The organism is Kocuria sp. ICS0012, from assembly GCF_001665945.1.
GTDB classification, from domain to species: Bacteria; Actinomycetota; Actinomycetes; order Actinomycetales; family Micrococcaceae; genus Kocuria; species Kocuria marina.
In genome coordinates this window covers 12430-38217 of record NZ_LZMM01000069.1, presented here as the reverse complement: position 1 = coordinate 38217, position 25788 = coordinate 12430, and the positions used below count along the sequence as shown (strand labels likewise).

The 25788-nt window shown below is 68.7% G+C and carries 23 protein-coding genes and 2 pseudogenes; 16 read left to right on the top strand and 9 right to left on the bottom strand.

Annotated elements, in window-relative coordinates; all coding sequences use genetic code 11:
• Nucleotides 1–3 precede the first annotated feature (3 nt).
• Nucleotides 4–861, top strand: coding sequence for a 5'/3'-nucleotidase SurE (gene surE / locus A5728_RS11075; protein ID WP_064847149.1), 858 nt, complete (start codon nucleotides 4–6; stop codon nucleotides 859–861).
• Between the two features lie 234 nt (nucleotides 862–1095).
• On the opposite strand, the gene A5728_RS11070 is transcribed toward surE, so the two are convergent.
• Entirely contained in the window at nucleotides 1096–1530 is a 435-nt protein-coding gene (locus A5728_RS11070; protein ID WP_231885625.1) for an NUDIX domain-containing protein, read from the bottom strand.
• Between the two features lie 82 nt (nucleotides 1531–1612).
• Between A5728_RS11070 and A5728_RS11065 the strand changes: the two genes are divergently transcribed.
• The 3 genes and pseudogenes from A5728_RS11065 (at nucleotide 1613) to A5728_RS14870 (ending at nucleotide 3995) form a co-directional block, all read left to right on the top strand.
• Nucleotides 1613–2626, top strand: a complete 1014-nt coding sequence (locus A5728_RS11065) for a nitronate monooxygenase family protein (protein WP_064847127.1) — start codon at nucleotides 1613–1615, stop codon at nucleotides 2624–2626.
• A gap of 134 nt (nucleotides 2627–2760) precedes the next feature.
• Entirely contained in the window at nucleotides 2761–3348 is a 588-nt protein-coding gene (locus A5728_RS14880; protein ID WP_367403049.1) for a Dyp-type peroxidase, read from the top strand.
• Nucleotides 3237–3995 (top strand): annotated as a pseudogene (locus A5728_RS14870) (Dyp-type peroxidase). Before A5728_RS14880 ends, A5728_RS14870 begins: the two are co-directional and overlap by 112 nt.
• A gap of 55 nt (nucleotides 3996–4050) precedes the next feature.
• Here the strand turns inward: A5728_RS14870 and A5728_RS11055 are convergent.
• Together A5728_RS11055 and A5728_RS11050 are read right to left on the bottom strand one after the other, a co-directional pair.
• Nucleotides 4051–5937 carry an FAD-binding monooxygenase gene (locus tag A5728_RS11055; RefSeq protein ID WP_064847126.1) on the bottom strand — a complete coding sequence of 629 codons (1887 nt, stop codon included), beginning with the start codon at nucleotides 5935–5937 and terminating at the stop codon, nucleotides 4051–4053.
• 197 nt (nucleotides 5938–6134) lie between these two features.
• On the bottom strand, nucleotides 6135–6473 hold the full coding sequence (locus tag A5728_RS11050; RefSeq protein WP_064847125.1) for a hypothetical protein: 339 nt from the start codon (nucleotides 6471–6473) through the stop codon (nucleotides 6135–6137).
• Between the two features lie 150 nt (nucleotides 6474–6623).
• Here A5728_RS11050 and A5728_RS11045 point away from each other — a divergent pair, with 150 nt between their 5' ends.
• The 6 genes and pseudogenes from A5728_RS11045 (at nucleotide 6624) to A5728_RS11020 (ending at nucleotide 13378) form a co-directional block, all read left to right on the top strand.
• Entirely contained in the window at nucleotides 6624–8150 is a 1527-nt protein-coding gene (locus tag A5728_RS11045; RefSeq protein ID WP_064847148.1) for a fumarylacetoacetate hydrolase family protein, read from the top strand.
• 28 nt (nucleotides 8151–8178) lie between these two features.
• Entirely contained in the window at nucleotides 8179–8868 is a 690-nt protein-coding gene (locus tag A5728_RS11040) for a GntR family transcriptional regulator (protein WP_064847124.1), read from the top strand.
• Between the two features lie 120 nt (nucleotides 8869–8988).
• Nucleotides 8989–10524, top strand: coding sequence for a 5-carboxymethyl-2-hydroxymuconate semialdehyde dehydrogenase (gene hpaE, locus A5728_RS11035; protein ID WP_064847123.1), 1536 nt, complete (start codon nucleotides 8989–8991; stop codon nucleotides 10522–10524).
• Nucleotides 10525–10572: 48 nt separating this feature from the next.
• Nucleotides 10573–11738 (top strand): annotated as a pseudogene (gene hpaD / locus A5728_RS11030) (3,4-dihydroxyphenylacetate 2,3-dioxygenase).
• 36 nt (nucleotides 11739–11774) lie between these two features.
• Nucleotides 11775–12560: a 2-oxo-hept-4-ene-1,7-dioate hydratase gene (hpaH, locus tag A5728_RS11025; protein ID WP_064847122.1), complete on the top strand. Its 786-nt coding sequence runs from the start codon at nucleotides 11775–11777 to the stop codon at nucleotides 12558–12560.
• 110 nt (nucleotides 12561–12670) lie between these two features.
• Nucleotides 12671–13378: an aldolase/citrate lyase family protein gene (locus A5728_RS11020; protein WP_231885629.1), complete on the top strand. Its 708-nt coding sequence runs from the start codon at nucleotides 12671–12673 to the stop codon at nucleotides 13376–13378.
• A 244-nt stretch (nucleotides 13379–13622) separates the two neighbouring features.
• Here A5728_RS11020 and A5728_RS11015 read toward each other — a convergent pair whose 3' ends face one another.
• The 6 genes from A5728_RS11015 to A5728_RS10990 all read right to left on the bottom strand — a co-directional run bounded on the left by A5728_RS11015 (nucleotide 13623) and on the right by A5728_RS10990 (nucleotide 20185).
• Nucleotides 13623–14456, bottom strand: coding sequence for a hypothetical protein (locus A5728_RS11015; protein ID WP_064847121.1), 834 nt, complete (start codon nucleotides 14454–14456; stop codon nucleotides 13623–13625).
• Nucleotides 14457–14707: 251 nt separating this feature from the next.
• Entirely contained in the window at nucleotides 14708–15481 is a 774-nt protein-coding gene (locus tag A5728_RS11010; protein WP_193519264.1) for a hypothetical protein, read from the bottom strand.
• Nucleotides 15482–15695: 214 nt separating this feature from the next.
• Nucleotides 15696–17366, bottom strand: coding sequence for an AbgT family transporter (locus tag A5728_RS11005; RefSeq protein ID WP_082943423.1), 1671 nt, complete (start codon nucleotides 17364–17366; stop codon nucleotides 15696–15698).
• Nucleotides 17367–17494: 128 nt separating this feature from the next.
• Nucleotides 17495–18169, bottom strand: a complete 675-nt coding sequence (locus A5728_RS11000) for a hypothetical protein (protein WP_064847120.1) — start codon at nucleotides 18167–18169, stop codon at nucleotides 17495–17497.
• Nucleotides 18170–18263: 94 nt separating this feature from the next.
• The gene (locus tag A5728_RS10995; protein WP_082943422.1) at nucleotides 18264–19079 is read right to left on the bottom strand and encodes a sulfurtransferase; all 816 of its coding nucleotides are present in this window, start codon (nucleotides 19077–19079) and stop codon (nucleotides 18264–18266) included.
• 137 nt (nucleotides 19080–19216) lie between these two features.
• Nucleotides 19217–20185: a LysR family transcriptional regulator gene (locus A5728_RS10990; protein ID WP_064847118.1), complete on the bottom strand. Its 969-nt coding sequence runs from the start codon at nucleotides 20183–20185 to the stop codon at nucleotides 19217–19219.
• Nucleotides 20186–20289: 104 nt separating this feature from the next.
• Between A5728_RS10990 and A5728_RS15140 the strand changes: the two genes are divergently transcribed.
• The 6 genes from A5728_RS15140 (at nucleotide 20290) to A5728_RS10960 (ending at nucleotide 25759) form a co-directional block, all read left to right on the top strand.
• Complete coding sequence (locus tag A5728_RS15140; RefSeq protein ID WP_369795635.1) at nucleotides 20290–22323, top strand: maleylacetate reductase and hydroxyquinol 1,2-dioxygenase domain-containing protein; 2034 nt, start codon at nucleotides 20290–20292, stop codon at nucleotides 22321–22323.
• 65 nt (nucleotides 22324–22388) lie between these two features.
• Complete coding sequence (locus A5728_RS10980; protein WP_064847117.1) at nucleotides 22389–22943, top strand: hypothetical protein; 555 nt, start codon at nucleotides 22389–22391, stop codon at nucleotides 22941–22943.
• The gene (locus tag A5728_RS10975) at nucleotides 22940–23170 is read left to right on the top strand and encodes a hypothetical protein (RefSeq protein WP_035965611.1); all 231 of its coding nucleotides are present in this window, start codon (nucleotides 22940–22942) and stop codon (nucleotides 23168–23170) included. The genes A5728_RS10980 and A5728_RS10975 overlap by 4 nt, the downstream gene beginning before the upstream one ends.
• Nucleotides 23167–23559 carry a hypothetical protein gene (locus tag A5728_RS10970; protein ID WP_082943421.1) on the top strand — a complete coding sequence of 131 codons (393 nt, stop codon included), beginning with the start codon at nucleotides 23167–23169 and terminating at the stop codon, nucleotides 23557–23559. Before A5728_RS10975 ends, A5728_RS10970 begins: the two co-directional genes overlap by 4 nt.
• Before the next feature lie 135 nt (nucleotides 23560–23694).
• Complete coding sequence (locus A5728_RS10965; protein ID WP_064847116.1) at nucleotides 23695–24492, top strand: carbon-nitrogen hydrolase family protein; 798 nt, start codon at nucleotides 23695–23697, stop codon at nucleotides 24490–24492.
• Between the two features lie 139 nt (nucleotides 24493–24631).
• On the top strand, nucleotides 24632–25759 hold the full coding sequence (locus A5728_RS10960; RefSeq protein WP_064847115.1) for a Gfo/Idh/MocA family protein: 1128 nt from the start codon (nucleotides 24632–24634) through the stop codon (nucleotides 25757–25759).
• Nucleotides 25760–25788: the final 29 nt, after the last annotated feature.

Sequence of the window (25788 nt, the reverse complement as noted above, 5' to 3'; positions counted from 1 at the left end):
CACATGCACATCCTGGTCACCAATGACGACGGCATCTCGTCCCCGGGGCTCGCGGTTCTGGTGCGCGCCGCACTGGATCGAGGGCACACGGTGAAGGTGGCCGCACCCGCCGAGGAGTACTCGGGTGCAAGTTCCTCCCTGTCCGGGGAGGAGATCGACGGCCGGATCGCGCTCGTCGCAGCCGCGCCGCCCGGGATGCCGCGCGACGTGGACTGCGTGGGCGTGAAGGCCGCACCCGCATTGATCGCGTTCCTGGCGTCCTATGGTGCGTTCGGCCAGCGGCCCGATCTCGTGCTCTCGGGGGTCAACCTGGGCGCGAACACGGGCAAGGCCACATTGCATTCCGGCACCGTGGGGGCGGTCCTGACGGCCGCGTCCCACGGGATCCCCGGCATCGCGGTGTCCATCACGTCCGGCGCGCCGCAGCACTGGGACACCGCGCACCTGGTCACCCGGTTCGCGCTCGAGCGATGGGAGACCCGTCCGTTCGACGAGTGGATCCTCAACATCAACGTCCCCGACGTCGCCCCCGAACGCCTCCGGGGACTCAAACCCGCGCGGTTGGCGGGCTTCGGCGCGGTGCAAGCTCAGATCGGCCGCGGGGACGAGAAGCACATCGCCGTCACCTACAGCGCCGAGACCGGCCCGGAGGAACCCGACAGCGACCACTACCTCCTCACCCACGGCTGGGCCACGGCCACCCTGCTGCGCGCCCCGGTGGACGACCCCCACCAGACCCTGCGCACCTTCGCCCCGGACGCTCTGGGCATCACCCCTCGCGATCCCTCCGCCGACGACGCCGCACCCGCCCCCCTCGACGACGTCACCGTGGACGCCGCCACGGTCATGCGCCGCACGTGACCCGGAGCCTCTGCTGTCGTGGCGTGGAACATAGTGAAACGGCGATACCCCAGTGACCCGCCCCGGGAATGCCCGCCCATGTGACCCTCACAAACCTTTGGGCACGCGGAAACCACTATCGAAACGCTGGGCACGCGGAAGCCAGTATTCGGGCGGTTAAGTGGCTTTGGAGTGCCTGAGAATCCGCGGTGGGCCTCTACATGCCTCACAATTTGCCGGTGGCCTCCGCGCGCTTCACGACTCGCAGCCGGAGACACCTGCCCCGCTGGACGCGGCACGCAGCGCCGGGAGAGCGTGCAACCGGGCCAGGGGAGCGAGGTCCGTGACGTCCTCCGCACCCGCGAGGGGCTGCCACCGCAGTTCCACGATCTCCGCTGCAGGCACGGGGGTGTCGGTGAGCGGCACGGTGCTCACGAACACGTGACTGTGCAGCCCGTGACCGGGTTCGTTCGCGGCATCCGAGTGCCATTCCCCCACGGGGCGCAACTGCTCCGGGGTCAGCGAGATCCCCAGTTCCTCCCGGACCTCGCGGATCCCGGTCTCCAGCGGTGTCTCGTCCCCCTCCGGCTTGCCCCCGGGGAACATGAACATCCCGGTCGAACGCTTGCGCACGGTCAGGACCGCCCCGTCCGAGGCGCGCCGCAGCACCACACCGGTCACCTTGATCACGGGACGTGAGGGGGTCCTGTCGGCGCTGGTGAGGGGACTGGCATCATGGGAATCCGGCACGCCCCCACTATAAGGAGCCACGATGACGAACCCTCTGCACGATCTGTCCGTACCCGTGGTGCAGGCGCCCATGGCGGGTGGCCCCTCGAGCTCCGCGCTCGCCGTGGCCGTAGCGGAAGCGGGCGGACTGGGGATGCTGGCCGCGGGTTACAAGTCCGCGAGTGCCATGGCGGAGGAGATCCGTGAGGTCGCCGCACGCACGGACCACTTCGGGGTCAACCTCTTCGTCCCCGAACGGGACCCCTCCGATCCGGAGCAGCTTGAGGCATACGCGCGAGCCCTCGCCCCCGTGGCCGCCGACCTGGACGTCCCTGCCCCGCAGCCGGGCCCGTTCACGGATGACGACTACCCAGCCAAGCTGGATCACCTCGTGGCCAACCCCGTGCCCCTCGTCTCGCTCACGTTCGGACTGCCGGGAGCGGCCGACGTCGCGCGGTTGCGTGAGGCGGGCAGCGTCGTCGTCCTCAATGCCACGGACGCGCGGGAAGTCGAGGCCGCGGTGGAACTCGCACCGGACGCGATCGTGGTGCAGGGACGCGAAGCGGGCGGACACCGGGCCACACACGGCCAGGCCACGACCCCGGAGGACATCAGCACCGCGGAACTGCTCGACCAGGCGCGTGAGTTGAGCGAGATCCCGTTGATCGCCGCGGGCGGGATCGCGAGTCGCGAGGACGCCGCGGGCCTGCTCGGCCGCGGAGCCGTAGCGGTGCAAGTGGGCACCCTGTTCCTCACCGCGCGGGAAGCGGGGACCAAACCCGCCCACCGGGAGGCCCTGCTGAACGGCGGGGGCAGGGACACCGTGGTCACCCGGGCGTTCTCGGGCCGCTGGGCCCGCGCCCTGCGTAATGGGTTCACCGACCGACTCGGATCTGCGCAGGTGAGTGGCTACCCGCAGGTGCATTACATGACGGCGCCGCTGCGGGCCGCGTCCGCGGGCGACGCCGGGGGGCTGAACCTGTGGGCGGGCACCGGTTTCGGCGCGTGCCGGGACACGAGCGCGGCGGAGATCGTGGAACTCTTCCGGGGGTTGTGACCCACTGCCGCGGGGCGGTACCTGAGGGTTAGCGTGGGAAGGACAGCACACCCGCCCACCCCGGATCGACCGTGCTCGGTACGCCCAGGACGCGTGAGCATCCGGGTGGCGCACCGCCCACCCACGGAGAGCCCATGCCCGCTCGGAAGATCGTGGCCGCCCCGGCCAAGTCCGCGATGTTCCTGGTCCTGACCATCGAGGAGGGATCGGAGGCGGAGGTCGCGGACATCCTCACGGGCGTCTCGGACCTCACCAAGGCGGTCTCGTTCCGCGTCCCCACGAGTGACCTGTTGTGCGTGGTCGGTATCGGCTCCGATGCGTGGGACCGGCTCTACGATGCGCCCCGCCCCAAGGACCTGCACCCGTTCCCGGAGATCGTGGGTCCTGTGCACGCGGCCGTGTCCACCCCGGGGGACCTGCTGATCCACTTGCGTGCGGTCTCCCAGGACATGTGCTTCGAGCTGGCCAAGCACCTCATGAAGCGCCTGGGCCCGCACGTGGACGTGGTGGACGAGGTGCAGGGCTTCACGTTCTTCGAGGAACGCGATCTGCCGGGTTTCGTGGACGGCACCGCGAACCCGGAGGACGAGGACGCGTTCACGGTGGGGTCGTGGGCGACCAAGACCCCACCTGCTGTGGCGGCAGCTACGTGCACGTGCAGAAGTACCTCCACGAGGTGGGCGCGTGGGAGGCACTGTCCGTCACGGAGCAGGAGCTGGTGATCGGGCGGACCAAACTGGAGGACATCGAGCTCTCGGACGAGGACTAGCCCGCCAACTCGCATGTGGCCCTCAACGACCTCGACGACGTGGACGGGCGGGCCCGCGAGATCATGCGCGACAACATGCCGTTCGGTCGCGTGGGCACCGAGGAGTTCGGCACGTACTTCATCAGCTACGCCGCGGATCCGGGCGTCACGGAGACCATGCTCGAGAACATGTTCCTGGGCGATCCCCCCGGGCACGTACGACCGCATCCTGGACTTCTCCACCGCGGCCACGGGTCCCTGTTCTTCGCGCCGCCGCGCTCGTTCCTGGAGGACCCGACCACGGTGCCCCCGCGCGACGGCGCCCCGGACGCGGACCCCGCGGGCGCCGAGTTCTCGGCACTGGGAACAGGACACGTGAGCGACCTGGCCGCGGACATCCAGGGCAACGCGCCCGCGAGCGACAACGACCCGGTGACCGCACCGCAGGACGTTCGCGAGTTCCCGGCCGCCGTGGCCCGCGCCAAGACCGAACTGCACCTGGGCCTGGACGCCGCGATCGGCTACTCGTCCCACACCGCGGAGACCGTGGACCTCTACTTCCGGGAGACCCTCACGTTCCGGGTCAACACGTCCGAGGCGAGCGTGGTCATCACTCGCTGAGCCCGGCCCGGACTTCGTCACGGCTCACCGGGAGTGCCCCCCCCCCGGGGCCGGGTCAGTTCCTGCGCAGGAACTTCCCGAAGAACTCGGTGAGTTCGTCGGTCGCGTCGAGCGGCAGGACTGCGGCCACGTAGTGATCCGGGCGGACCACCACGACGGCGCCGTCGCGGCTGATCGTGCGCACGTCGAAGACGTCCTCGCCGGGGATCGCGGCGTAGACGCGCTCCCAGTAGTTCAGCTCGAACGGGCCCACCTGCGGCTTGAACGCGCGCGGCACCTTGGTGATGTCGACGTCCGTGTAGGGCTGCTGGTAGGTGACGTCCACGTCGAAGAGGGTGGCATCGCCGTCGTCATCACGGCGCAGCGCCACGAGCGGGGATGAAGGATCGTTCTGCCACCACTCGGCGAACGCGGTGGTGGGGGAATCCGCCCCGGCCACGGAGCTGTCCGCGAAGACGTGGATGCGCCAGCGCCCGTCCGCGGTGGCCTCGTGACCCTGGTGCACGACCATGGAATCGCACACGCGCTGGACGCGGGCGGACTTGAAGCGCTTACCCACCGGGTAGCCCTCGGCGAAGTCCTGGTGGTCGGTACCCGCCGTGATCAGGGACGGCTGGTACTCGGTCATGAACCCGGCCGGGAACTCCGCGGTCTTCACGTAGAAGTCCTCGAGGTACTTGGGGTCCGGCAACTTGTCCTGCGGGGTGGCCATGAGGGTGGACCACTCACGGTCGAAGTCGATCAGGTTCTTGGCGATCACCTGACGTTCCTCGGAGTAAGTGTCCAGCAGCGACTCGTCCGCGCGCCCGGAGAGCACCGCCCCGAGCTTCCAGCCCAGGTTCCAGCCGTCCTGCATGGACACGTTCATGCCCTGGCCGGCCTTGGCGGAGTGGGTGTGGCATGCATCCCCGGCAATGAACACGCGGGGCACGCGGGTGCCGCGGTCCTCGGTGTCGACGTCGTCGAAGTGGTCCGTGAGGCGGTGGCCCACCTCGTACACGGAGGACCAGGCCACGGACTTCACGTCCACGCTGTAGGGGTTGAGGATCTTGTTCGCGCGGCGGATGATCTCCTCCACCGGGGTCTTGCGGATCTCGTGGTTGTCGTTTTCGGGGACCTCGCCCAGATCCACGTACATGCGGAACAGCAGCCCGCCCTCGCGCGGGATCAGCAGGATGGAGCCGTTCACGGAGTTGATCGCGCACTTGGTGCGGATATCCGGGAAATCGGTGTTGGCGAGCACGTCCATGACGCCCCACGCGTGGTGGGCGCCCTGGCCGCTGAGCGTGCGACCGATCGCCTTGCGCACGCGGGAGGACGCGCCGTCGCATCCGAAGACGTACTTGGCGCGCACCGTGCGCTCCTCGCCCTCGCGCTCACCGGCGGCGTAGCGCACGGTCACGGCCACGGGGTACTCCTGGTCCTGGTCGATCTCCAGGTTCACGAACTCGATGCCGTAGTTGGGCGTGATCCGGGCCGGGCCGCGTTCGGCCGAGCGCAGGAAGTAGTCCAGCACGCGGGCCTGGTTCACGATCAGGTGCGGGAACTCGGACACGCCGTGGGGGTCATCCGCGGGGCGGCCGGTGCGCACGATGTTCTGGGGGTTGGTGGGATCCGGGTTCCAGAAGCACATCTCGCGCAGGTGGTACGCCTCCTGCGTGATCTCCTCCGCGAAACCGAAGGCCTGGAATGTCTCCACGCTGCGGGCCTGAATACCGTCCGCCTGGCCGATCTCCAACCGGTCCGGACGGCGCTCGATCATGCGCGTGTTGACGTCCGGGTACTGGGACAGCTGTGCCGCCGCGATCACACCCGCCGGTCCCGTGCCCACGATCAGCACGTCCATGGTGTCGGTCAGGTCCTCGGGGCGGTCCACGCCGCAGCCGCGGGGCTCCTCGATCCGGGGATCCTCGGAGACGTATCCGTTCTGGTGAAATAACATGCCTTCTCCTGGCTTGTGCGGTGATCTCGCAGGGTGTTCCCGCAGGGTCCGGGGTCCGGGATCCGGGTCCGAGTCGCGGACGTGCCGCGGGGCGGCGTCCGTGCTGTGCGGTTCCACCGGTGAGATCCGTACGGCGGGTGCGGGCCACGCTGCCCGCCCCGGGGTGGTTCGGTGGCGTCGAAAGAGTGTGTCACGGATCATATACGATTTGTGTTCTGGGTAACAATTACAGCCCCATGGTCCTTCCGGGTGCACGGGGATACGGAAACGAGGGGCCGTGCGAGGGGCGCCCCGAGGGGGCGGAAGAGGAAGCTCAGGCCCACTGTGGCGAAGGCCATAAGAGTGGCCGCCTGGGGGTCTATGGGTTCGAAGAATAAGTGGTTGAACACGAGTCCCGCGGCGGAGGCTAAGAGGAAGAAGTCGTACCACTCGATACTGGTACCGATGATGGTTCCGGCCACGACCTTGCGCTGCTCACGACGCCGCGTGGCACTTCTGGCCGTTGTTTCGCGGGCGATGGGATCGCGGGTCGCCATGTGTGACTCCTTCGTCCGGCGAGTCTGGTTCTCTGGGGTGGGTGCGCCGCCCGGGTATCCCAGGGGGAGATGATGTGATCCACGCCACTTGCTCAGAATATATAGATAATATACGATTTCAAATAACATTCTCACGAGGAGGCGGTGGCCGTGATCGAGAACCCCCAGGAGGCTCAGCAGGCTTCATTCGGAGCCCCTGAACAGCCGGTTCCCGTGCATCCGGGAAAGATCATCGCGGTGCACGTGGCCTACGAGTCCCGTGCGGCGCAGCGCGGTCGCAAGCCCGCCGTCCCGTCCTACTTCCTCAAGCCCGCGAGCTCGCTGGGCGGTTCGGGCACCGCGGTGGAACGCCCCGCCGGCACCGAGCTGCTCGCGTTCGAGGGCGAGATCGCCCTGGTGATCGGGACGCCCGCGAAGAACGTCTCCCTCGAGGACGCGTGGTCCCACGTGGCCTCCGTGACCGCCGCCAACGACTGGGGTCTCTACGACCTGCGCGCCGCGGACAAGGGTTCGAACCTGCGCAACAAGGGACGTGACGGCTACACGTCGCTGGGCCCCTCCCTGATCGACGCCCGCGGGATCTCCCCGGAGCAGTTGCGCGTGCGCACGTGGCGCAACGGTGAGCTGGTCCAGGAGGACACCACTGCGGCGGAAAACATGATCTTCCCGCTCGCCCAGTTCGTGGCGGACCTCTCCCAGCACCTGACCCTCGAGGAGGGGGACGTGATCCTCACGGGCACCCCCGCCGGTTCATCGGTCGCGCAGCCCGGGGACGTCGTGGAGATCGAGGTGGACGCGCCGGAGGTGGCGGGAGCGCCGTCGTCGGGCCGCCTGATCAGCCACGTGACCGAGGGTGACGAGAGCTTCGACGAGGGGCTGGGCGCCATGCCCGCCGTGGACAACAAACAGCGCGAGGAGGCGTGGGGTTCCCGCGAGGCCGCGGGTCTGCCGGACTCCGACGCCGCGGCACTGCCCGAGGCGTTGCGCGCCAAGCTCGAGAAAGCGCCCACGGCCGGGCTGTCCGCGGAGCTGCGCAAGCGCGGACTCAACAACGTGGTGATCGAAGGCGTGTACCCGCAGACGCCCGGCACCACGATGGTCGGCACGGCCAGGACCCTGCGCTTCGTGCCCAACCGCGAGGATCTCTTCACGTCCCACGGCGGCGGGTACAACGTGCAGAAGCAGGTCTTCGACGCCGTCGGCCCGGGTGAGGTGATCGTGATCGAGGCCCGCGGGGCGGCAGGTTCCGGCACGCTCGGTGACATCCTCGCGCTGCGCGCCCAGTTCAACGGCGCGGCGGGAGTGGTCAGCGACGGCGGTGTGCGCGACTACGCGGCCGTCGCCGAGATCGGGTTGCCCGTCTTCGCGCAGACCGCGCACCCCGCTGTGCTGGGCCGCCGGCACGTCCCGTGGGACCAGGACGTCGCCGTGGCGTGCGGCAACGCGACCGTGCTGCCCGGTGACGTGATCGTGGGTGACGACGACGGTGTCATCGTGATCCCGCGCGAGCTCGCCGAGGACGTCGTGGACGCCGCCCTGGCCAAGGAGCGCGAGGACACATGGGTGGCCGAGCGCGTCGCCGAGGGCAACCCCGTCAAGGGACTCTTCCCGCCCACGGGGCAGTGGCAGGAAGAATTCCAGCAGTGGTTGGCGGAACACCCCGCCTCCGACGACTGAACGACACCCCTAGCGAAGCGAGGAATCCGTGACCACGACCACCGGGGCCCCCAGCAAGGCCCAGCGTGCCTACGACTGGATCAAGAGCCAGATCATGACCCAGGCGTTCTCGCCCGGCTACCGCCTGGTGCTCGCGAGCATCGCGGAGACCCTGGAGATGTCCGTGGTGCCCGTGCGCGAGGCCATCCGGCGGCTCGAGGCGGAGGGCCTCGTGACCTTCGAGCGCAACGTGGGTGCGCGTGTGTCCATGGTCAACGGTGAGCAGTACCGCTACAGCATGGAGACCCTCGGTCTGTTGGAGGGTGCGGCCACCGCGCTGTCCGCGGAACACATGACCGCGGCGGACCTCGCGCACGCCCGCCAGCTCAACGTCTCCCTGGAGGCGTCCCTGAAGAACTTCGACCCGCAGGCGTTCACCGAGACCAACCACGAGTTCCACCGGGTGCTCGCATGCCGGTGCCCCAACGAACGCCTCAACGACCTCGTGATGGTCGAGTGGGAACGGCTCAACCACCTGCGCACCTCCACGTTCTCGTTCATCCCCGAACGTGCGCGCGCCTCGGTCAACGAGCACTACCACATCCTGCACCTCATCGAGACCCGCGCCCCGGCCGACGCCGTGGAGCGCGCCGTGCGCCAGCACCGTTCCGCGACCCTTCGCAGCTACCTCAGCAGCCGCGCCGACACCCACGAGGAGCCGCAGCGCCGGAGCTCGTGAACCACCGACCCACCCGTACCGATCGGGCCGCCGGCCGGGCGCGCCCGGTCAGGACCGGTCCATCAAGAACACGCAATCAGAAGCAACCCGTCAGAAGTCACCGACTGGAGGAGTCATCCCATGGCAGCTCTGCAGGAGACCACGCCCGAGAACCTTCCCGATTCCATCCGCCACTACATCAACGGCGAATGGGTGGATTCCGTGGACGGGGACACGTTCGAGGTGCTCAACCCCGTGACCAACAAGCCCTATATCAAGGCCGCCTCCGGTAAGAAGGCGGACATCGAGGCCGCCGTGGCCGCAGCTAAGAAGGCGTTCGACGAGGGGCCCTGGCCCAAGATGCTGCCCCGTGAGCGCTCGCGGGTGCTACACAAGATCGCGGACATCGTAGAGTCCCGCGGTGGCCAGCTCGCCGCCATGGAGTCCTACGATTCCGGTCTGCCCATCACCCAGGCCCTGGGTCAGGCGCGCCGCGCCGCGGAGAACTTCCGCTTCTTCGCGGACCTGATCGTCGCCCAGATCGACGACGCCTACAAGGTCCCCGGCCGCCAGGTGAACTACGTCAACCGCAAGCCGATCGGTGTGGCCGGGTTGATCACCCCGTGGAACACCCCGTTCATGCTCGAGTCCTGGAAGCTGGGTCCGGCCCTGGCCACGGGCAACACCGTGGTGCTCAAGCCAGCCGAGTTCACGCCCCTGTCCGCGTCCCTGTGGCCCGGCATCTTCGAGGAGGCCGGTGTCCCGGCCGGTGTGTTCAACCTGGTCAACGGCTTCGGCGAGGAAGGCTACGCCGGCGACTCGCTGGTCAAGCACCCGGACGTCCCGCTGATCTCGTTCACGGGCGAGTCCCGCACCGGGCAGATCATCTTCGGCAACGCCGCGCCCTTCCTCAAGGGTCTGTCCATGGAGCTGGGCGGCAAGTCCCCGGCCGTGGTGTTCGACGACGCCGATCTGGAGGGCGCGATCAACGCCACGATCTTCGGTGTGTTCTCCCTCAACGGCGAACGCTGCACCGCGGGTTCGCGCATCCTGGTCCAGCGCGGGATCTACGACGAGTTCGTGGAACGCTACGCGGCCCAGGCCAAGCGCGTGAAGGTGGGTCTGCCCTCGGACCCGTCCACCGAGGTGGGCGCGCTCGTGCACCCCGAGCACTATGAGAAGGTCATTTCCTACGTGGAGATCGGCAAGCAGGAGGCCCGTCTGGTGGCCGGTGGCGGTCGCCCCGAGGGCTTCGAGACCGGTAACTACGTGGCCCCCACGGTGTTCGTGGACGTCAAGCCGGACGCCCGGATCTTTCAGGAGGAAATCTTCGGCCCGGTCGTGGCGATCACGCCGTTCGACACCGAGGAAGAAGCCCTGGAGCTGGCCAACAACACCAGGTACGGCCTGGCCGCCTACATCTGGACGAGCGATCTCAAGCGTGCCCACAACTTCGCGCAGAACGTGGAGGCGGGCATGGTGTGGCTCAACTCCAACAACGTGCGTGACCTGCGTACCCCGTTCGGCGGCGTGAAGGCGTCCGGGCTTGGCCACGAGGGCGGCTACCGCTCGATCGATTTCTACACGGACCAGCAGGCCGTGCACATCAACCTGGGCGAGGTGCACAACCCCGTGTTCGGCAAGCAGGAAGACGCCGTCGAAAAAATGGACGCCTGAGCGTCCCCCTCCTCTACCACCCGGTGCCACCCACGAGAAGGACACACCATGACGAATCCCGCTGATCGGACAATGACGTCCTCGGGCTTCTACGTTTCGCAGGAAGCTCCGATTACCACCGACAACCCCATCACGACCCCGTCCGTGCCCGCGCCGGACATCCTGCGCTGCGCGTACATGGAACTCGTGGTCACGGACCTCGTGAAGTCTCGCGAGTTCTACGTGGACGTGCTGGGGCTCACGGTCACGGAGGAGGACGAGAACACCATCTACCTGCGTTCGCTCGAGGAGTTCATCCACCACAACCTGGTGCTGCGCCAGGGCCCCGTGGCCGCCGTGGCCGCGTTCTCCTACCGTGTGCACACCCCGAGGACCTGGGCAAGGCCGTGGCCTTCTACGAGGAGCTCGGCTGCCGCGTGGAACGCCGCGCGGAGGGCTTCACCAAGGGCATCGGCGAGTCGGTGCGCGTGGAGGACCCCCTGGGCTTCCCGTACGAGTTCTTCCACGACGTGGAGCACGTGGAGCGCCTGGTCTGGCGCTATGACCTCTACACCCCGGGTGCCCTGGTGCGCCTGGACCACTTCAACCAGGTCACCCCGGACGTCCCCCGCGCTACCAAGTTCATGCAGGACCTGGGCTTCCGCGTGACCGAGGACATCCAGGATGAGCAGGGCACGGTGTACGCCGCGTGGATGCGCCGCAAGCCCACCGTGCACGACACCGCCATGACCGGCGGCGACGGTCCCCGGATGCACCACGTGGCCTTCTCCACCCACGAAAAGCACAACATCCTGGCGATCTGCGACAAGCTCGGTGCGCTGCGCCGCTCGGACATGATCGAGCGCGGCCCTGGCCGCCACGGCGTGTCCAACGCCTTCTACCTGTACTTGCGCGACCCGGACGGTCACCGCGTGGAGATCTACACGCAGGACTACTACACGGGTGACCCGGACAACCCCGTGGTCACGTGGGACGTCCACGACAACCAGCGTCGCGACTGGTGGGGCACCCCCGTGGTCCCGTCCTGGTACACGGACGCCTCCCTCGTGCTGGACCTGGACGGCAACCCGCAGGAGGTCGTGGCCCGCACCGAGGAGTCCGAGCTCGCGGCGACCATCGGCGCGGACGGCTTCTCCTACACCCGCCCCTCCGAGGGCGAGGAGTCCATGCCCGAGTGGAAGCAGGGCGAGTACAAGCTGGGTCACCAGCTCTGACCGTTCGGCTTCCACGACCAACGCGAGGGAGACACCATGCTGGAGAAGGAACGCATCACTAAGATCGCGGACGATCTGGCCGCGGCCGAGCGCGAGCGCACCATGATTCCGCGGCTCACGCAGCAGTACCCGGAGATGACCGTGGAGGACTCCTACGCGGTGCAGAACGAGTGGCGCCGCCGCAGTGAGGCCGCCGGACGTCGGCTGGTGGGGCGCAAGATCGGGCTGACGTCCAAGGTCATGCAGGAGGCCACGGGCATCACCGAACCGGACTACGGGGTGATCTTCGCGGACCAGGTGTACGAGAACGGCTCCGTGATCCGCCATGACCAGTACTCCAACGTGCGCATCGAGGTGGAACTCGCGTTCGTGCTCCGGGACGAGCTGACCGGGCCGAACGTGACCATCTTCGACGTCCTGCGCGCGACCGAGTACGTGGTCCCGGCGCTGGAGATCCTCAGCTCGCGCATCGAGATGGAGGGCCGCACGATCGTGGACACCATCTCGGACAACGCGGCCCTGGGTGGGATGGTCTACGGCGGTAACCCCGTGGCTCCGGACTCCGTGGACCTGCGCTGGGTCTCCGCGCTGCTGTACCGCAACGAGAGCCTCGAGGACACCGGCGTGGCCGCGGCCGTACTCAACCACCCCGCGAACGGTGTGGCGTGGCTGGCCAACAAGCTCGCCGCGCACGACGACACCCTGCCCGCCGGGAGCATCGTGCTGGCCGGTTCCTTCACCAAGCCCATGTGGGTCCACCCCGGGGACACCGTGCACGCCGATTACAGAGATCTGGGGGCCATCACATGTCGGTTCGAGTGAACGATCTGATCCACGCGTTCCGCGCGGAGGACGCTCCCAACCTGCCCGGTGTGCTGCCGAGCCTCAAGGACCTCTTCCCGCTCGCCTCTGACGATCAGCCGGTGATCGGGATGTTCCACTCCTCCGGGGATCCCGCCGCCGCGGAGATCCTGGCCGGGGCCGGTTTCGACTACCTGCTGATCGACGGCGAGCACTCGCCGCTGTCGCTCGAGACCATCCAGTCCGTGCTGCGCGCGATCGCCGCCTACCCCACGCTCGGGGTCGTGCGGGTCCCCGAGAACAGCGAGGTGCTCATCAAGCAGTACCTGGACCTCGGGGCCCAGTCGCTCGTGGTGCCCATGGTCGACTCGGTCGAAGAGGCGCAGGCCGCCGCTCGGGCGGTGGCCTATCCGCCCGGGGGTGTGCGCGGCGTCGGCTCCGCCCTGGCCCGCTCCGGCCGGTGGAACCGGATCCCCGGGTACCTGACCCGGGCACGCGAGACCATCACGCTGATCGTTCAGGCGGAGTCCGCCGCTGCCGTGGAGAACGCCGCCGCGATCGCCGCCGTGGACGGCGTGGACGGTGTGTTCATCGGCCCGTCGGACCTCGCCGCGTCCATGGGGCTGCTGGGTCAGCAGACCCACCCGGACGTCGTGGCCGCCGTGAAGCACGTGATCCCGGAGGTGAAGGCCGCCGGCAAGTTCGTGGGCGTCAACGCGTTCGCCCAGGACCAGGCGCGGGACTACCTCGCTTCGGGCGCGGACTTCGTGAACGTGGGCGCCGACGTCGCTCTGCTCGCCGCCGGCAGCAAGGCCCTGCTGGAGGCGTTCCGGAAGTAGCCGTCGAGGGCCAGCGTCGCGCGGCAGCTCTCGGGCCCGGCAGGCCATCCGCGCACTTCGAGGCACTCCGAAGCCACCGGCGATTTCTGGGGCAGCTAAAGCCGGGCACGATTTCCTAGGCACTCCAAAACCACTCGCTCGCCGAATACTGGCTCCAGGGTGCCCAGAATTTCGATACTGGCTTCCGCATACCCCAGAATGCACGCGGCACTGCCTGGAATCTTGTGGCTCAGTCCGTCGCGTGTCAGTCCATGGAAATGCTGTGCAGCATCGCCTGGATGGCGGGGACGTCCGGGTGAGTGGCGACCGTGGTGTTCAGGATGTCGACCAGTTCCTCATCGGTGACGAACCTCCCGGTCGTGTTGACCGGGCCGGTGGAGAACTCGACCCACAACTCGCGACCCGTCTCGCCTCCCGCCAGGCTCACCAGGCCGGAGGAGTTGACCTGTGAGAGGCCGAAGAGCACGGAGTCCTCGTCCGGACCCTTGGCGCTGCGGAGGTACGCGGAGTACGTGCTCACCTGCGCCCCGATGTCCTCGGACAACTGTGTGGTCTCACCGGGCACCGTGTAGCGGGGGGACGTGAACCAGTCCTCGCGCAGCGGTCGTACGTCCGTGGTGGCGATCCGACCCATCGCCTGACCCGTGGGGCTCGTGAGCTCCAAGTACCCCTGATCCGTCTTCGCGGTCCACGAGGCGGGGTACTTCATGCTGAAGGCCCCGTCCGGCGCGGTGTAGGTCTCGGACAGGGCGATCGTGTCACCTGTCTGGTCGCCCGGTGCGGGCTCGGTCGGTTCAGTGGTGGCGCCGGGCGCCCCGACCGGTTCGGAACTCGCATCCGACGCCGAGGGCGTGGATGGTGCGGTCGTTCCGGAGTCCCCGGGCTGTGTCGCCGACGGCGCGGCGGACGCGGCCGGCGACGTCGCCGTCCCGCCCGATTGCGGCGGTGCGGTGCTGTGCGTGGTGGTGTCGGAGCTCGTGGGGGTGGCCGCGCCGTTCGACGCGGTGCACCCCGTCAGAGCGAGGGCGGACGTGATACCGAGGGTGACGGCCCAGCTGCGGGCTGTGTTGTGTGTCATGGCACCAGCGTGGATCCGAGCCATGTTGTTTGCAATAGTGAACAACAGAGTGTGATGCACCTGTGATGTAGGACACCTAAGTGTTTGCCCATGTCGCAGGGGTGTTCTCGAGTGATCGGGTCGGCGCGCCCACTCAGATCACCCGCCGAAAAACACCAGTGCGGTCATCCCGGCAACCCACCGGAATGACCGCACCGGCCACTCTCCCCGCGCTCTTTGCCCCGCCCCGACGAACGGCCGGCGGGTCGTCTCTAGTCGACGGCCCGGATGGACTTGAGGATCGCGTCCACCGTGCCGGCCTCGTCCGTCTCGTTGATCTGATTGACCAGCTTGACCCCTTGGCTCTGGGACAGCGGTCGGTTCCCCTTGTTCACGGGGGCGTAGTAGAACTCCGCCCACAGTTCGTCCCGCTTGTCCCCGCCCGGGAGGGACACGATGCCCTGGCTGTCGGACTCCGTGAGCCCCCACAGGACCGAATCGCTGCGCTCGCTGTGCGGCGGGGCCGGGACGTAGGTGGAGTACGTGAACACCTGGGTGCCCACCTGCTTGCTCAACCCGGTTTCCTCCCCGATCAGGGGGTGGGTGGGGCGGGTGAACCAATCGCCCTTGGGGGGTCGGACCTTGGTGGATGCCACCTTGCCCTGGACCTTCCCGTCCGGGCTGGTCAACTTCAGGTACCCGTTGTCCTTCTGGACCTTCCAGGACTTGGGGTACTTCACCGTGAACAGTTTCGCCGGATCCGTGTAGGTCTCCGTGAGCTCGTAGACGTCCGCGCTGTGGTCGGCATCCGGAGTGGCACTCGTCCCGAACTGCGCCTCACCGGACGGCGAGTCACCGGTCTGGGGCTGTGTGCCGCTCGCGTCGGTGCTCGTCTGCTCCCCACCCTGCGGCGTGCTCCCCTGGGTGGCCCCGGCGGCGTCGTTGCCCGGGCCGGAATCGTTGCTGGACCCGCATCCGGTCACTGCGAACGCCCCGACCAGGGCAAGGGTGGTCATCCATGTTCGAGGTGATGTCGTCTTCGCCATAGCAAACAGGCTGACAACTTGTTCGGGTCGCTGCAATGCCACATCCGCGTTGTAATCAACCCGTGATTTTTCATTTTCATAGAACGCAGTTCCGTCCCCGCGTAATCCCACGATGACCTGGGAGAACGCGGTTCACGGCGATGTCGAACTCTTAAGGGGACAACACTGTCCCTTTTGGGGGACAACGAGCGAAGTGTCCGTGAACATTGCGGCGTCAGCGTGTGGGGGAGCCGGGTCCGAGCGGGATGCCCAGGCCCCACCAGGCCAGGAAGAACAGGAACCACACCACGATCATGGCCAGGGATAGGGGTAGCACCATGGACATGAGAGTGCCGATCCCGGCCTTGGGGTACCAGCGCTGGATGAAGCCCAGGGTCATGGCGAAGAACGGGTTCAGCGGCGAGAGCACGTTGGACGGGGAATCCCCGATGCGGAACAGCATCTGCGTGGTCTCCGGGGGAATGGACAAGTACATGAACATGGGCACCAGCACGGGCGCGGTGAGGGTCCACTGCGCGGAGCCGGACGTGATGAACAGGTTGATCACGGAGATCAGCACCACCATGCCCGCGAAGAGCACCACGGGCGGGACCCCGGCGGAGCCGAGCACCCCGGCGGTCTTGATGGCCAGTACGGTGCCCATGTTGGACCAGTCGAACCACGCGATGAACTGGGCGGCCGCGAAGAACAGCACGATTAGGGGTGCCACCTGGGTGATCGCGGAGGCCATCATGGGCGGCACGTCCGAGGCCTTGTCGATGGTCCCGGCCACGATCCCGTAAGCGATACCGCACACAAAGAACAGCAGCCCGATGGGCACCGCGACACTGCTGATCAGCACCGAGGTCAGGGGGGTGCCGTCCTCCCCGGGGAACGGTGTGCCGGGGATGAACAACAGGGTGAAGTAGATGCCCAGGCCCGCGACGAGCGTTCCCACGGCGGCCCACAGGGCGGTGGTCTCCCGCCGGGACGTGACCGTCAGGGTCTGGGCCGTGAAGGTCTCGGCGTGCTCGCCGTCGCCGGCCTCGGCCGCCCGTGCGGCCTCCGCCTCGGAGCGTTCCGCCGCGTGGTACTTCTTGGTCATCCGGGTCAGGACGGTCTCCGAGACCAGGGTGATCACGAGCGCCAGCACCACGGCGGAGGCCGCGGAGAAGAAGTAGTTGGCGATGGGGGAGACCGTGTACTCGGGATCCACGAGCTGCGCCGCGGACTGGGTGATCCCGCCCACCAGCGGATCGGTCAGGTTGACCACCAGCGAGGCGTTGAAGCCGGCCGAGGACGAGACGAACGCGATCACCGCGCCCAGCACGGCGGAGCGGCCGGCCGCCTTGAACGCCGCCGCGCCCAGGGGGATCAGCACCACCACGATCGCGTCCGAGGCCACGGAACCGGTGACACCCGTGAGCGCGAGCACGAACGTGAGCCATCCCGCCGAGACGCGGGAGACCACGAGTTTCACCGCGGTGTTGATGAGCCCGCTGCGTTCGGCGACGGCCACGCCCAGCAAAACCGTGATCACCACGCCCAGGGGCGGGAAGGAGGCGAAGTTCTCCACGGCGTCGCCCACCATGGCCTGCAGCCCCTCGGACGTCAGCAGGTTGTGAACGGTCTCCACGTCCCCGGTCGCGGGGTTCTGCGCGGTGACACCGGCCGTCGCGAGTACGGCGGACAGCACCGCCACGAGACCGGCGAGAATCACGAAGAGCCAGAACGGGTGCGGCAACTTGTTGCCCACCCACTCGACGCCGTTCAGGAACCGCAGCAGTGCGCCGTCGCGCCCGGACGTTCCCGAGGGCGGTCGGCCGCCGGGCGCGGGGTCCCGCCCCGGGCCGAGGGCGGGCGAGCTGCCGGCCGCGGCATGCACGGTGAACGAAGGGTCGGTCATGGCCCGGTTCTTTCGTGGTCGGGGACGCGGCACCTGCGGTGCCCGGAAAGCCCGAGACTATCAAGGCCACGCAAACACGAGCGCCCGGTCGAACGGGTGTCCGACCGGGCGCGCTTGGGGGACCGCCGTCAGTTGTTCGGCAGGTCCTTGGGTGTGAGGTAGCGCTCGCCGTCCTCGGTGGTCTCAAGGTCGTAGTCGCGTTCCTGCTCCTGGACACGGTCCTCGACCATGTGCGAGTGCCGCACGGGTTCGATGTCCGGCATCTCCTCGGAGCGCTGGTACTGGGCGTTGCCCTCGTCGTCGACCTCGCCGTCCACGTCCGGGCGGTCGGCGGGGTTCGCGGAGATGTTCGGGTTGGGATCCCCGGGCCTGGGCTGGAACTTCCGCGTTCCGGCCAGCGCCTCCGAATCGACATCGCGGGCGCTCTGCTCGTCCACGGTGCCCTCGCCCACGTTGGGGAAGCCGGTCTCCTTCAACGCCTTGGGCGGCTTGCCGTGGTCCGCGGCGTGGTCATCACGCACGACGTCGCGGTCGTCACGGACGGTGCGCTCCTCGACGACGCCGCGATCGGTCGCGTTCGCCGCGCCGTCGACGGTGCCCGGATCGGTGGCGCCCGCCGGGACGACGGTGGTGCGACGGGCCGCGCCGGGTTGGTCGGGGTCCCCTTCCGCGGAGCTCTCATCCGGTTGGGTGTCGCGGCCGGCGCGGGAGTCGTCGTGGCCCTGCACGGTGGTGGGCTGGTCGGGATCGTCGATCTGACCGGCGGACGCGATGGGATCCGGGTTCTCGGGTTGCTGAGTCATGACGTGCCTCCTGTACTGTCCGTGGCGCTAACCACTGTGGTGCTTCCCATCTTGGCACCGAGGTGGGGAAACCGTAAGTACCGTGATGGATGGTTCAGCCCTGAGGGGACGTCTCCACGGGGCGGTCCGTGTGGGAGTACTGGGACCAGCTCCCGGGGAACAGCCGTCCCGTGCCGAGTCCCGCGTGCTCGGCCACGAGGAGGTTGTGGCACGCCGTCACACCGGAGCCGCAATAGGAGATCATGTGGTGCGCGTCCGTGACCCCCGCGCGCTCGAATCGCTCCCGCAACTGCTCCACCGGTTGCAGGGTCTGTCGCTCGGTCAGGTGCTCACGGCACGGGACGTTCACGGCGCCCGGGATGTGGCCGGAGCGCGGATCCACGGGATCGGGGGTGTTCCCCGCGAACCGTGTGCGGTCGCGCGCGTCCACGACCAGCGGGCCGTGGACCGCCTCGTCGATGCTCGCGAGCGCGTCGGGCGGCCACGGCACCGGGGTGAAACGTGCCTCGGGGAGGACCGTGCGGCGTCGTTCCAGCTCGCCGGAGCCTGCGGCAGACAGGCCGCCGTCGAGCAGCGCGGCGCGGTGGCCCGTGGTGCGCAGCATCCAGATGAGGCGCGCGGCCATGACGTTGCCGACGTCGTCGTACGCGACCACCGTAGTGTCGTCGCCGATACCCGCCCGGGACATCGCCGCGGCGAAATCCTCGGGGGTGGGCAGCGGGTGCCGACCCCTCTCCGGGGAGGCCGGGGCCGCGAGCGCGGTGGCCACGTCCACGAATACCGCGCCGGGCAGGTGTCCCTGCAGGTAGGCGGCCCCCGCGCTGCGTCCGTCCAGGTACATGCGGGCGTCCGCGAGCACCACGTCCTCGCGGTGCTCGGCGAGCCAATCGGGTGATACGAACGGGTCCATGACCGTCTCCCCCACTTCCTGCGACGACGTCCTCCGACGACGACGCCGCGTGCTGTCTCCCAGCCTAGGCCCGGTACGTGCGTCCCTTCACGAGGAACGCGGGATGACCGATAAGCGCCGGTTATGGCAGGAGGTGGTCACCAGCTCTGTTCCTGCTCGAGCGCGGGATCCGGACCCACGGCGTCCCCGGGTCGCGCCCACGTGGCGGGGTCCAACAGGACGTCCTTGACGCGCAGGGCGGCGGGGGACAGCGGTTGCTGCGTGCGCCAGCCGACGACGGCGGTTTGTTGCGCCACGCTCTCCCGCACCTTCCGGATCACGCATTTGGCGCCCATGATCTCCCGCACCTGCTCGGGCACGAGCGCCACCCCGCGCCCGGCCGCCACGAGCGGGACACATGTTTGCAGCGTGGACACCTCCGTGACGGCCGCCGGGCGGGTCGTGGGGCGTTCGCGCCACACGTTGGCCAGTAACTCCGGCAGCCCGGACAGTCCCGGGTAGCGGGCGGGCACGAGCCACGTCTCGGACGCCAGGTCCGCCAAGGAGACATAAGGCGGCAGGGTGTCCATGCTGCGCGGCAACAGCACCACGAGCGGCATGGTCAGCAGGGGTTCCAGGGAGAGGTCCGCGCCGTGGATCCGCCGCAGGGCGGAGACGTCCGAGGTCAGGACGACCCCCAGATCGATCACGCCCTCGTGCAACGTGCGCAGTGTGATGTCCGGGGAGGGGTCCCGCAGGTCGATGTCGATGTCCGGGGCCGCGCTCTCCAGGATGTTCAGCGCGTGCGGCAGGTGCCACCACTCGAACGCGGGTGCCACGGACAGCGTGACCTGACCCCGCCGACCCTGGGCGATCGACCGCATGCGCGCTGTGGTGGACGCGAGGTCGTGCAGGATGCGCCGGGCGTCCGTGGCGAGTTGTTTGCCGGCCTCGGTGGGCCGGGTGCCGCGTGCGCCGCGGTGCAGCAGCGGCACGCCGCATTCCTTCTCGAGTTGCTTCACGGTGTTGCTCAGAGCCGGTTGCGTGATCCGCAGGGCCGCGGACGCGGCAGTGAAGCCCTGGTGATCCACGACCGCGAGGAAGTACGTGAGCTGGCGCGTATCCATAATGTGTCCTTATGTCTGCCTAGAAAAAATTGTATTGGATCTATGGATATGGCGTGCACCACACTGCAAGGACATCAGGATCGTCCAGTCAAGGCAGGTTTCCCATGTCCATCCAGCGTTCCGACTCAGCGCCCCGGCCGATGGTCTTCGAGCACACGACCCTGGGACAACGTGTCCTGTTCGGCGCGGGCAAGGCCGCCGAACACCTCGTGACCGAACTCGACCGCCTCGGCGCCACGCGCCCCATGATCATCGCGGGGGAGCACGAAGCCGAGCTGGTCCGGCAGGTCGCCGAGCGTGCGCAGCCCGCCCTGACGTGGAACGACGTCGTCCAGCACGTCCCCGTGGAACTTGCCGAGCGCGCGCGGGACGCCGCACGCGAGGCGGACGTGGACGCGCTCGTCACCGTGGGCGGCGGCTCCACCACGGGGCTGGGCAAGGCCATCGCACTGACCTCCGGGCTGCCCCTCCTGGCCGTGCCCACGACCTACGCGGGCTCCGAGGCCACGAGCATGTGGGGTATGACGGAGGACCGCACCAAGTCCACCGGCCTGGACCCCAAGGTGCTGCCCGAGGCTGTGATCTACGACGCCGAACTCTCGCGTTCCCTGCCCGTGGGCCTGTCGGTCGCGTCCGGGCTCAACGGACTCGCGCACTGCGTGGACTCGCTGTGGGCGCCCAAGGCCGATCCCATCAACCAAGCGCATGTGCTCGAGGGTGCGCGGGCACTCGCGATCGCCCTGCGGGGGATCGTCAAGGACCCCGAGGACATGCACGCCCGTGAGCAGGCGCTCTACGGCTGCTACCTCTCCGCGCTGTCGTTCGCGTCCGCGGGCTCGGGGATCCACCACAAGATCGCGCACGTGCTCGGGGGGACGTTCAACCTGCCCCACGCCGAGACCCACGCGACCGTGCTGCCGTACGTCCTGGCGTTCAACGCCCCGGCCGTCCCGGAACTCGCCGGCCGCCTCGCCGCCGCGCTCGGGTACGAGGGCACCGTGGCCGGTGGGGAGGCCCGGGCCGCCAACGACGCACTGGCCGCACTGCGGAAGGACCTGGACGCACCCCGGGCGCTGTCCGACGTCGGCTTCACCGAGGAGGACGTTACCGAGGCCGTGGAGCGCTCGCTCCAGGCCATCCCGGAGTCCAACCCGGTCACGCCCACGACCGAGAACCTCACCGTGCTGTTGCGCGCGGCCCTGCAGGGGGAGGACCCCTCGGTGGTCACGGCCGCGACCGGTGACGCGTCCGACAGCACCGAGAGTGAGGAGCAGTGCCAGCGCGAAGCGCAACTCACCGAACAGGTCCTGGCGTCTTTCGACGAGTCCCCCGACCCGCGCCTCGCGGAGGTGCTGCGCAGCGTCGTGACCCACGCCCACGCCGTCGTGCGCGAGACCCGGCTGACCGAGGACGAGTGGAACGCCGCGATCAAGTTCCTCACGGACGCGGGGAACATCACCACGGACATCCGTCAGGAATTCGTGCTGCTCTCGGACGTGCTGGGCATCTCCATGCAGACCATCGCCGTGAACAACCAGGCCTACGAGGATGCCACGGAAGCCACCGTGTTCGGCCCGTTCTTCGCCCAGGACGCCCCGCGTATCGACCAGGGCGAAGACATCGCCGGGGGTGCCCCGGGCCAGCCGTGCTGGGTCGAGGGAACCGTCAAGGACACGGACGGCAACCCCGTGGCGGGTGCGCGCATCGAGGTGTGGGAGGCGGACGACGAGGGTCTATACGACGTCCAGCACACCGACGGCCGGGTCTACGGCCGCGCATGGCTCGAATCCGACAACGATGGGACGTTCCGCTTCTGGGGCCTCACACCCACCCCGTACCCCATCCCGCACGACGGGCCCGTGGGCAAGATGCTGCAGAGCACCGGGCGCTCGCCGTACCGCGCCGCGCACCTGCACTTCATGGTCTCGGCCCCGGGGCGGCGCACGCTCGTGACCCACATCTTCGTGGAGGGGGATCCGCAACTCGAGGCCGGCGACTCGGTGTTCGGCGTCAAGGACTCCCTGATCAAGACGTTCGAGACCCATGACGCGAACGAGCCCACCCCGGACGGTCGCCGCCTGGACGAGAGCTGGGCCAGCACCCGCTTCGACGTGGTGCTCGCCCCCGAGGACGTCTGAGCCCACCCCTTTCCCCTCCACCGCGAGCGCCGTGCCGTCACGGCGCCGCCGGATCGTCCTCCGCCGTGGTCGCGGACGGCACCGAGCTGCCCGTGGACGAGCGGGACGCCGAGCTGTACTACCGTCCGACGACGCGCCCCGGCTCGCGGCTGCCCCACGCGTGGCTCGGGCTCGCCGGCCCGCGGGAACCCACCGTGTCCACGCACGACATCTGCGGGCACGGCCGGTTCACGGTGCTCACCGGGATCAACGGCGCCAAGTGGGCGGACGCCGCCAAACGGGTGGCCGAGGAGCTCGGCATCCCGCTCACGGCCCACGTGATCGGGCCGGAGCAGGAGTACGAGGACCTTTACGGTGACTGGGCCGGACTGCGCGAGGTCGCGGACGACGGCATGGTGCTCGTGCGCCCCCACAACCACGTGGCCTACCGTTCGCACGGGATGGCCGAGGATCCCGCGGCCACGCTGACCGAGACGCTGCGCGCGGTGTTGGGCAGCGGGGAGGGTGCGCTTCAGGGCGGCCGGAGCTCCGTGAGTGCTCGCGACGCTTCCGAGCAGGACTCCAGGGGCGCTTCCGAGCAGGGAACGCGGGACGCTTCTCAGCAGGGGGCCCGGGCATGAACGTCGCACCGCGGCCACTGAGTCGGGAGGACGCCTCCCGTTACGCCACGCGCGTGACCCTGCTGGGGACCTCCGGTGGGCCGCCGTGGTGGGACGGCTCCGACCGGGTGGGCATCTCCACGCTGCTCACCGTGAACGGTTCGCAGTACCTCATCGACTGCGGTGAGGAGTGGGGCCCGTCCTACCGCCGCTGCGGGGAGTCCACTCCCGGGTACCGTGGAGCATGACCAAAAAACTGATGACCGCCCGCCGCAGGGCCCACCGCGCCGCGCTGTTCACCGGATTGGCACTCACGGGGATGGGGGCCCTGCACCTCGTGAAACCGGAACCGTTCGACCACCTGATCCCCGAACAGCTGCCCGGCACCGCCCGGCAGTGGTCCATCGGCTCAGGATTCGCGGAACTCGGGACCGCCGCGCTGCTGCTCATCCCCGCCACACGCAAGGCCGGCGGGGTGGCCGCGGCCGCCCTGTTCGTGGGCGTGTGGCCCGGCAACTTCAAGATGGCGTGGGACTGGCGCCACGCGTCCGCCGCGAAGCAGGCGATCTCCCTCGGCCGCCTCCCGCTGCAGATCCCCATGATCATGAGCGCGGTCAAGATCGCCAAGAACGCATAGCTCCCGGGGCCGCCCCGCACCCGCGGGTGGCCGGGTGGTTCCGCGTGAGACGCGCCGTCGACATCCGCGCGGAGACGGCCCCTGCGCCCCGGCAGCGCTTCCGGACCCCTGCGCCGCCCGGCTACCGTGACTGATATGCGTATCGCACTCGGCCAGTTGCTTAGCACCCACGACTCGCAACACAACCTCGAGCGCGTCCGCGAGCTCGCGCGCCGCGCGGGGGAGGACCGCGCGGATCTCCTCGTGCTGCCCGAGGCCACGATGTTTGCGTTCGGTCGCAGCCTCAGGGACGTGGCCGAACCTCTCGATGGCCCATGGGCCACGGCGGTCTCCGAGCTCGCGCGTGAGCACTCGGTCGCGATCGTCGCCGGCATGTTCACCCCCGGCGACGGTGATCGCGTGCGCAACACCGCGGTGATCGCCCTCCCGGACGGCACCGTGCGCGGCTACGCCAAGATCCACTTGTACGACGCCTTCGGCTTCCTGGAGTCGGACACCGTGGACCCCGGCGACGAACCGGTCACCTTCTCCGCGGGCGGCCTCACGGTGGGGGTCGCCACGTGCTACGACATCCGCTTCCCGCGTCTGTTCACGCGTTTGGCGCACGACGGCGCCGTGGTCACCGTTCTCGGCGCGTCCTGGGGGGACGGGCCGGGCAAGGTCGCGCAGTGGGAACTGCTGGCACGCGCGCGAGCCCTGGACACGACGTCGTACGTGGTGGCCGTGGGACAGGCGAACCCCGAGTCGGTGGGGGAGGAGAACCCGGACAAGGCGCCGCGCGGTGTGGGGCACAGCCTGGTGGCCGCGCCGGACGGTTCCGTGGTGGCGCGGCTGGGAGACGCCCCGGACTACACGGTCGTGGACCTGGACCCGGAGCTCGTGGAGCGGACGCGCAAGGCCATCCCGGTGCTGCGCAACGCGCGCGAACTCTGAGACCCGGGAAGCTGTGCGCGGTGGGTGAACGAGCGCTGACAAGGCTCGCGGTCCGTGCCTACAGTGAGCAGTAGCACGTCATAAGCCCCTGCCTTGTGGGCGTGGACCGTCATACTCGAGCAGTCCGGAGGTCAGAATCATGGCTGATGCCACTCAGAACAACCACCCCGTCCGCTTCGCCGTGGTGGGCGTGGGACAGATCTCCCAGCAGGCGTTCATCCCCGGGCTCTCCCGGATCGAGGACGCGGAGCTCGCGGCACTGGTGACCTCGAGCCCGGAGAAGGCGGAGGTGCTGGGTCAGGAATTCGGTGTGGCCACCTACTCCTACGAGGAGTACCCGGCGCTGCTGGAGTCCGGTGACATCGACGCCGTGTACGTGGCCACTCCCGTCTTCCGCCACCGCGAGTTCGCGGAACCCGCGCTGAAGGCCGGGATCCACACCCTGCTCGAGAAGCCCATGGCCACCTCCGTGGAGGACTGCCAGGCCATCACCGATGCCGCGAAGCAGAGCGGGGCCACCCTCATGGTCGCCTACCGCCTGCACCAGGAACCCGCGACCGTGGAGATGATCGAGAAGGTCCGTGACCAGCAGGTCATCGGTGACCCGCGGTTCTTCACCGCGACCTTCTCCCAGGACATCACGGAGGAGAACCACCGCGGTCACTCGGGCTTCTGGGGTGGGCCCATCCCCGACATGGGCACCTACCCGCAGAACATGGTCCGCAACCTCTTCCACGACGAACCCGTGGAGGTCTACGCCAAGGGAGTCCGCACCTCGGGCCGCGAGTTCAACTTCGACGACACCGTGGCCGTGACCCTCACCTTCCCGGGTGAACGGGTGGCGCAGTTCACCATCAGCTACGCCTCCGAGTCCGCCGAGCAGTTCACCGTGGCCGGGACCAAGGGCGAGATCAGCGCGCAGCCGTGCTTCGGTTTCGGTCCGGGCGTGGGCATCGAATACACGCTCACCCAGGAGGGCTCCTCCGAGAGCTTCGCCCACGACCCCGTGGAACAGTTCGGTGGCCAGACCCAGTACTTCGTGGACTGCCTGCGCCGGGGCGAGGCCCCGGAACCGGACGGCGAGGAGGGCATGCTGGACGTGCGCGTGAACGAGGCCGTCCTCAAATCGCTCGAGACCGGCGGCCCCGTCACGCTCGAGCCCTATCAGCGGGAACGGACGGTGACCTCCGGGCAGGTCCGTCGCGTCACCCCCGCGGACGAACCGGAGGACGACGAGCTCGTGGACCAGGTTCCCCAGAACGGCTGATCTCCCGCATCCCGGGCCCCTCGACGAAC

Coding starts and splice junctions, on each gene's coding strand:
- A5728_RS11020 (WP_231885629.1), top strand. CDS start 12,671: ATGTTCCACTCCTCCGGGGATCCCGCCGCCGCGGAGATCCTGGCCGGG.
- surE (WP_064847149.1), top strand. CDS start 4: ATGCACATCCTGGTCACCAATGACGACGGCATCTCGTCCCCGGGGCTC.
- A5728_RS11055 (WP_064847126.1), bottom strand. CDS start 5,937: ATGTTATTTCACCAGAACGGATACGTCTCCGAGGATCCCCGGATCGAG.
- A5728_RS11065 (WP_064847127.1), top strand. CDS start 1,613: ATGACGAACCCTCTGCACGATCTGTCCGTACCCGTGGTGCAGGCGCCC.
- A5728_RS11005 (WP_082943423.1), bottom strand. CDS start 17,366: ATGACCGACCCTTCGTTCACCGTGCATGCCGCGGCCGGCAGCTCGCCC.
- A5728_RS10975 (WP_035965611.1), top strand. CDS start 22,940: ATGAACGTCGCACCGCGGCCACTGAGTCGGGAGGACGCCTCCCGTTAC.
- A5728_RS10960 (WP_064847115.1), top strand. CDS start 24,632: ATGGCTGATGCCACTCAGAACAACCACCCCGTCCGCTTCGCCGTGGTG.
- A5728_RS10965 (WP_064847116.1), top strand. CDS start 23,695: ATGCGTATCGCACTCGGCCAGTTGCTTAGCACCCACGACTCGCAACAC.
- A5728_RS10970 (WP_082943421.1), top strand. CDS start 23,167: ATGACCAAAAAACTGATGACCGCCCGCCGCAGGGCCCACCGCGCCGCG.
- A5728_RS11010 (WP_193519264.1), bottom strand. CDS start 15,481: ATGGCGAAGACGACATCACCTCGAACATGGATGACCACCCTTGCCCTG.
- A5728_RS11000 (WP_064847120.1), bottom strand. CDS start 18,169: ATGACTCAGCAACCCGAGAACCCGGATCCCATCGCGTCCGCCGGTCAG.
- A5728_RS10990 (WP_064847118.1), bottom strand. CDS start 20,185: ATGGATACGCGCCAGCTCACGTACTTCCTCGCGGTCGTGGATCACCAG.
- hpaH (WP_064847122.1), top strand. CDS start 11,775: ATGCTGGAGAAGGAACGCATCACTAAGATCGCGGACGATCTGGCCGCG.
- A5728_RS11015 (WP_064847121.1), bottom strand. CDS start 14,456: ATGACACACAACACAGCCCGCAGCTGGGCCGTCACCCTCGGTATCACG.
- A5728_RS10995 (WP_082943422.1), bottom strand. CDS start 19,079: ATGGACCCGTTCGTATCACCCGATTGGCTCGCCGAGCACCGCGAGGAC.
- A5728_RS15140 (WP_369795635.1), top strand. CDS start 20,290: ATGTCCATCCAGCGTTCCGACTCAGCGCCCCGGCCGATGGTCTTCGAG.
- A5728_RS11050 (WP_064847125.1), bottom strand. CDS start 6,473: ATGGCGACCCGCGATCCCATCGCCCGCGAAACAACGGCCAGAAGTGCC.
- A5728_RS14880 (WP_367403049.1), top strand. CDS start 2,761: ATGCCCGCTCGGAAGATCGTGGCCGCCCCGGCCAAGTCCGCGATGTTC.
- hpaE (WP_064847123.1), top strand. CDS start 8,989: ATGGCAGCTCTGCAGGAGACCACGCCCGAGAACCTTCCCGATTCCATC.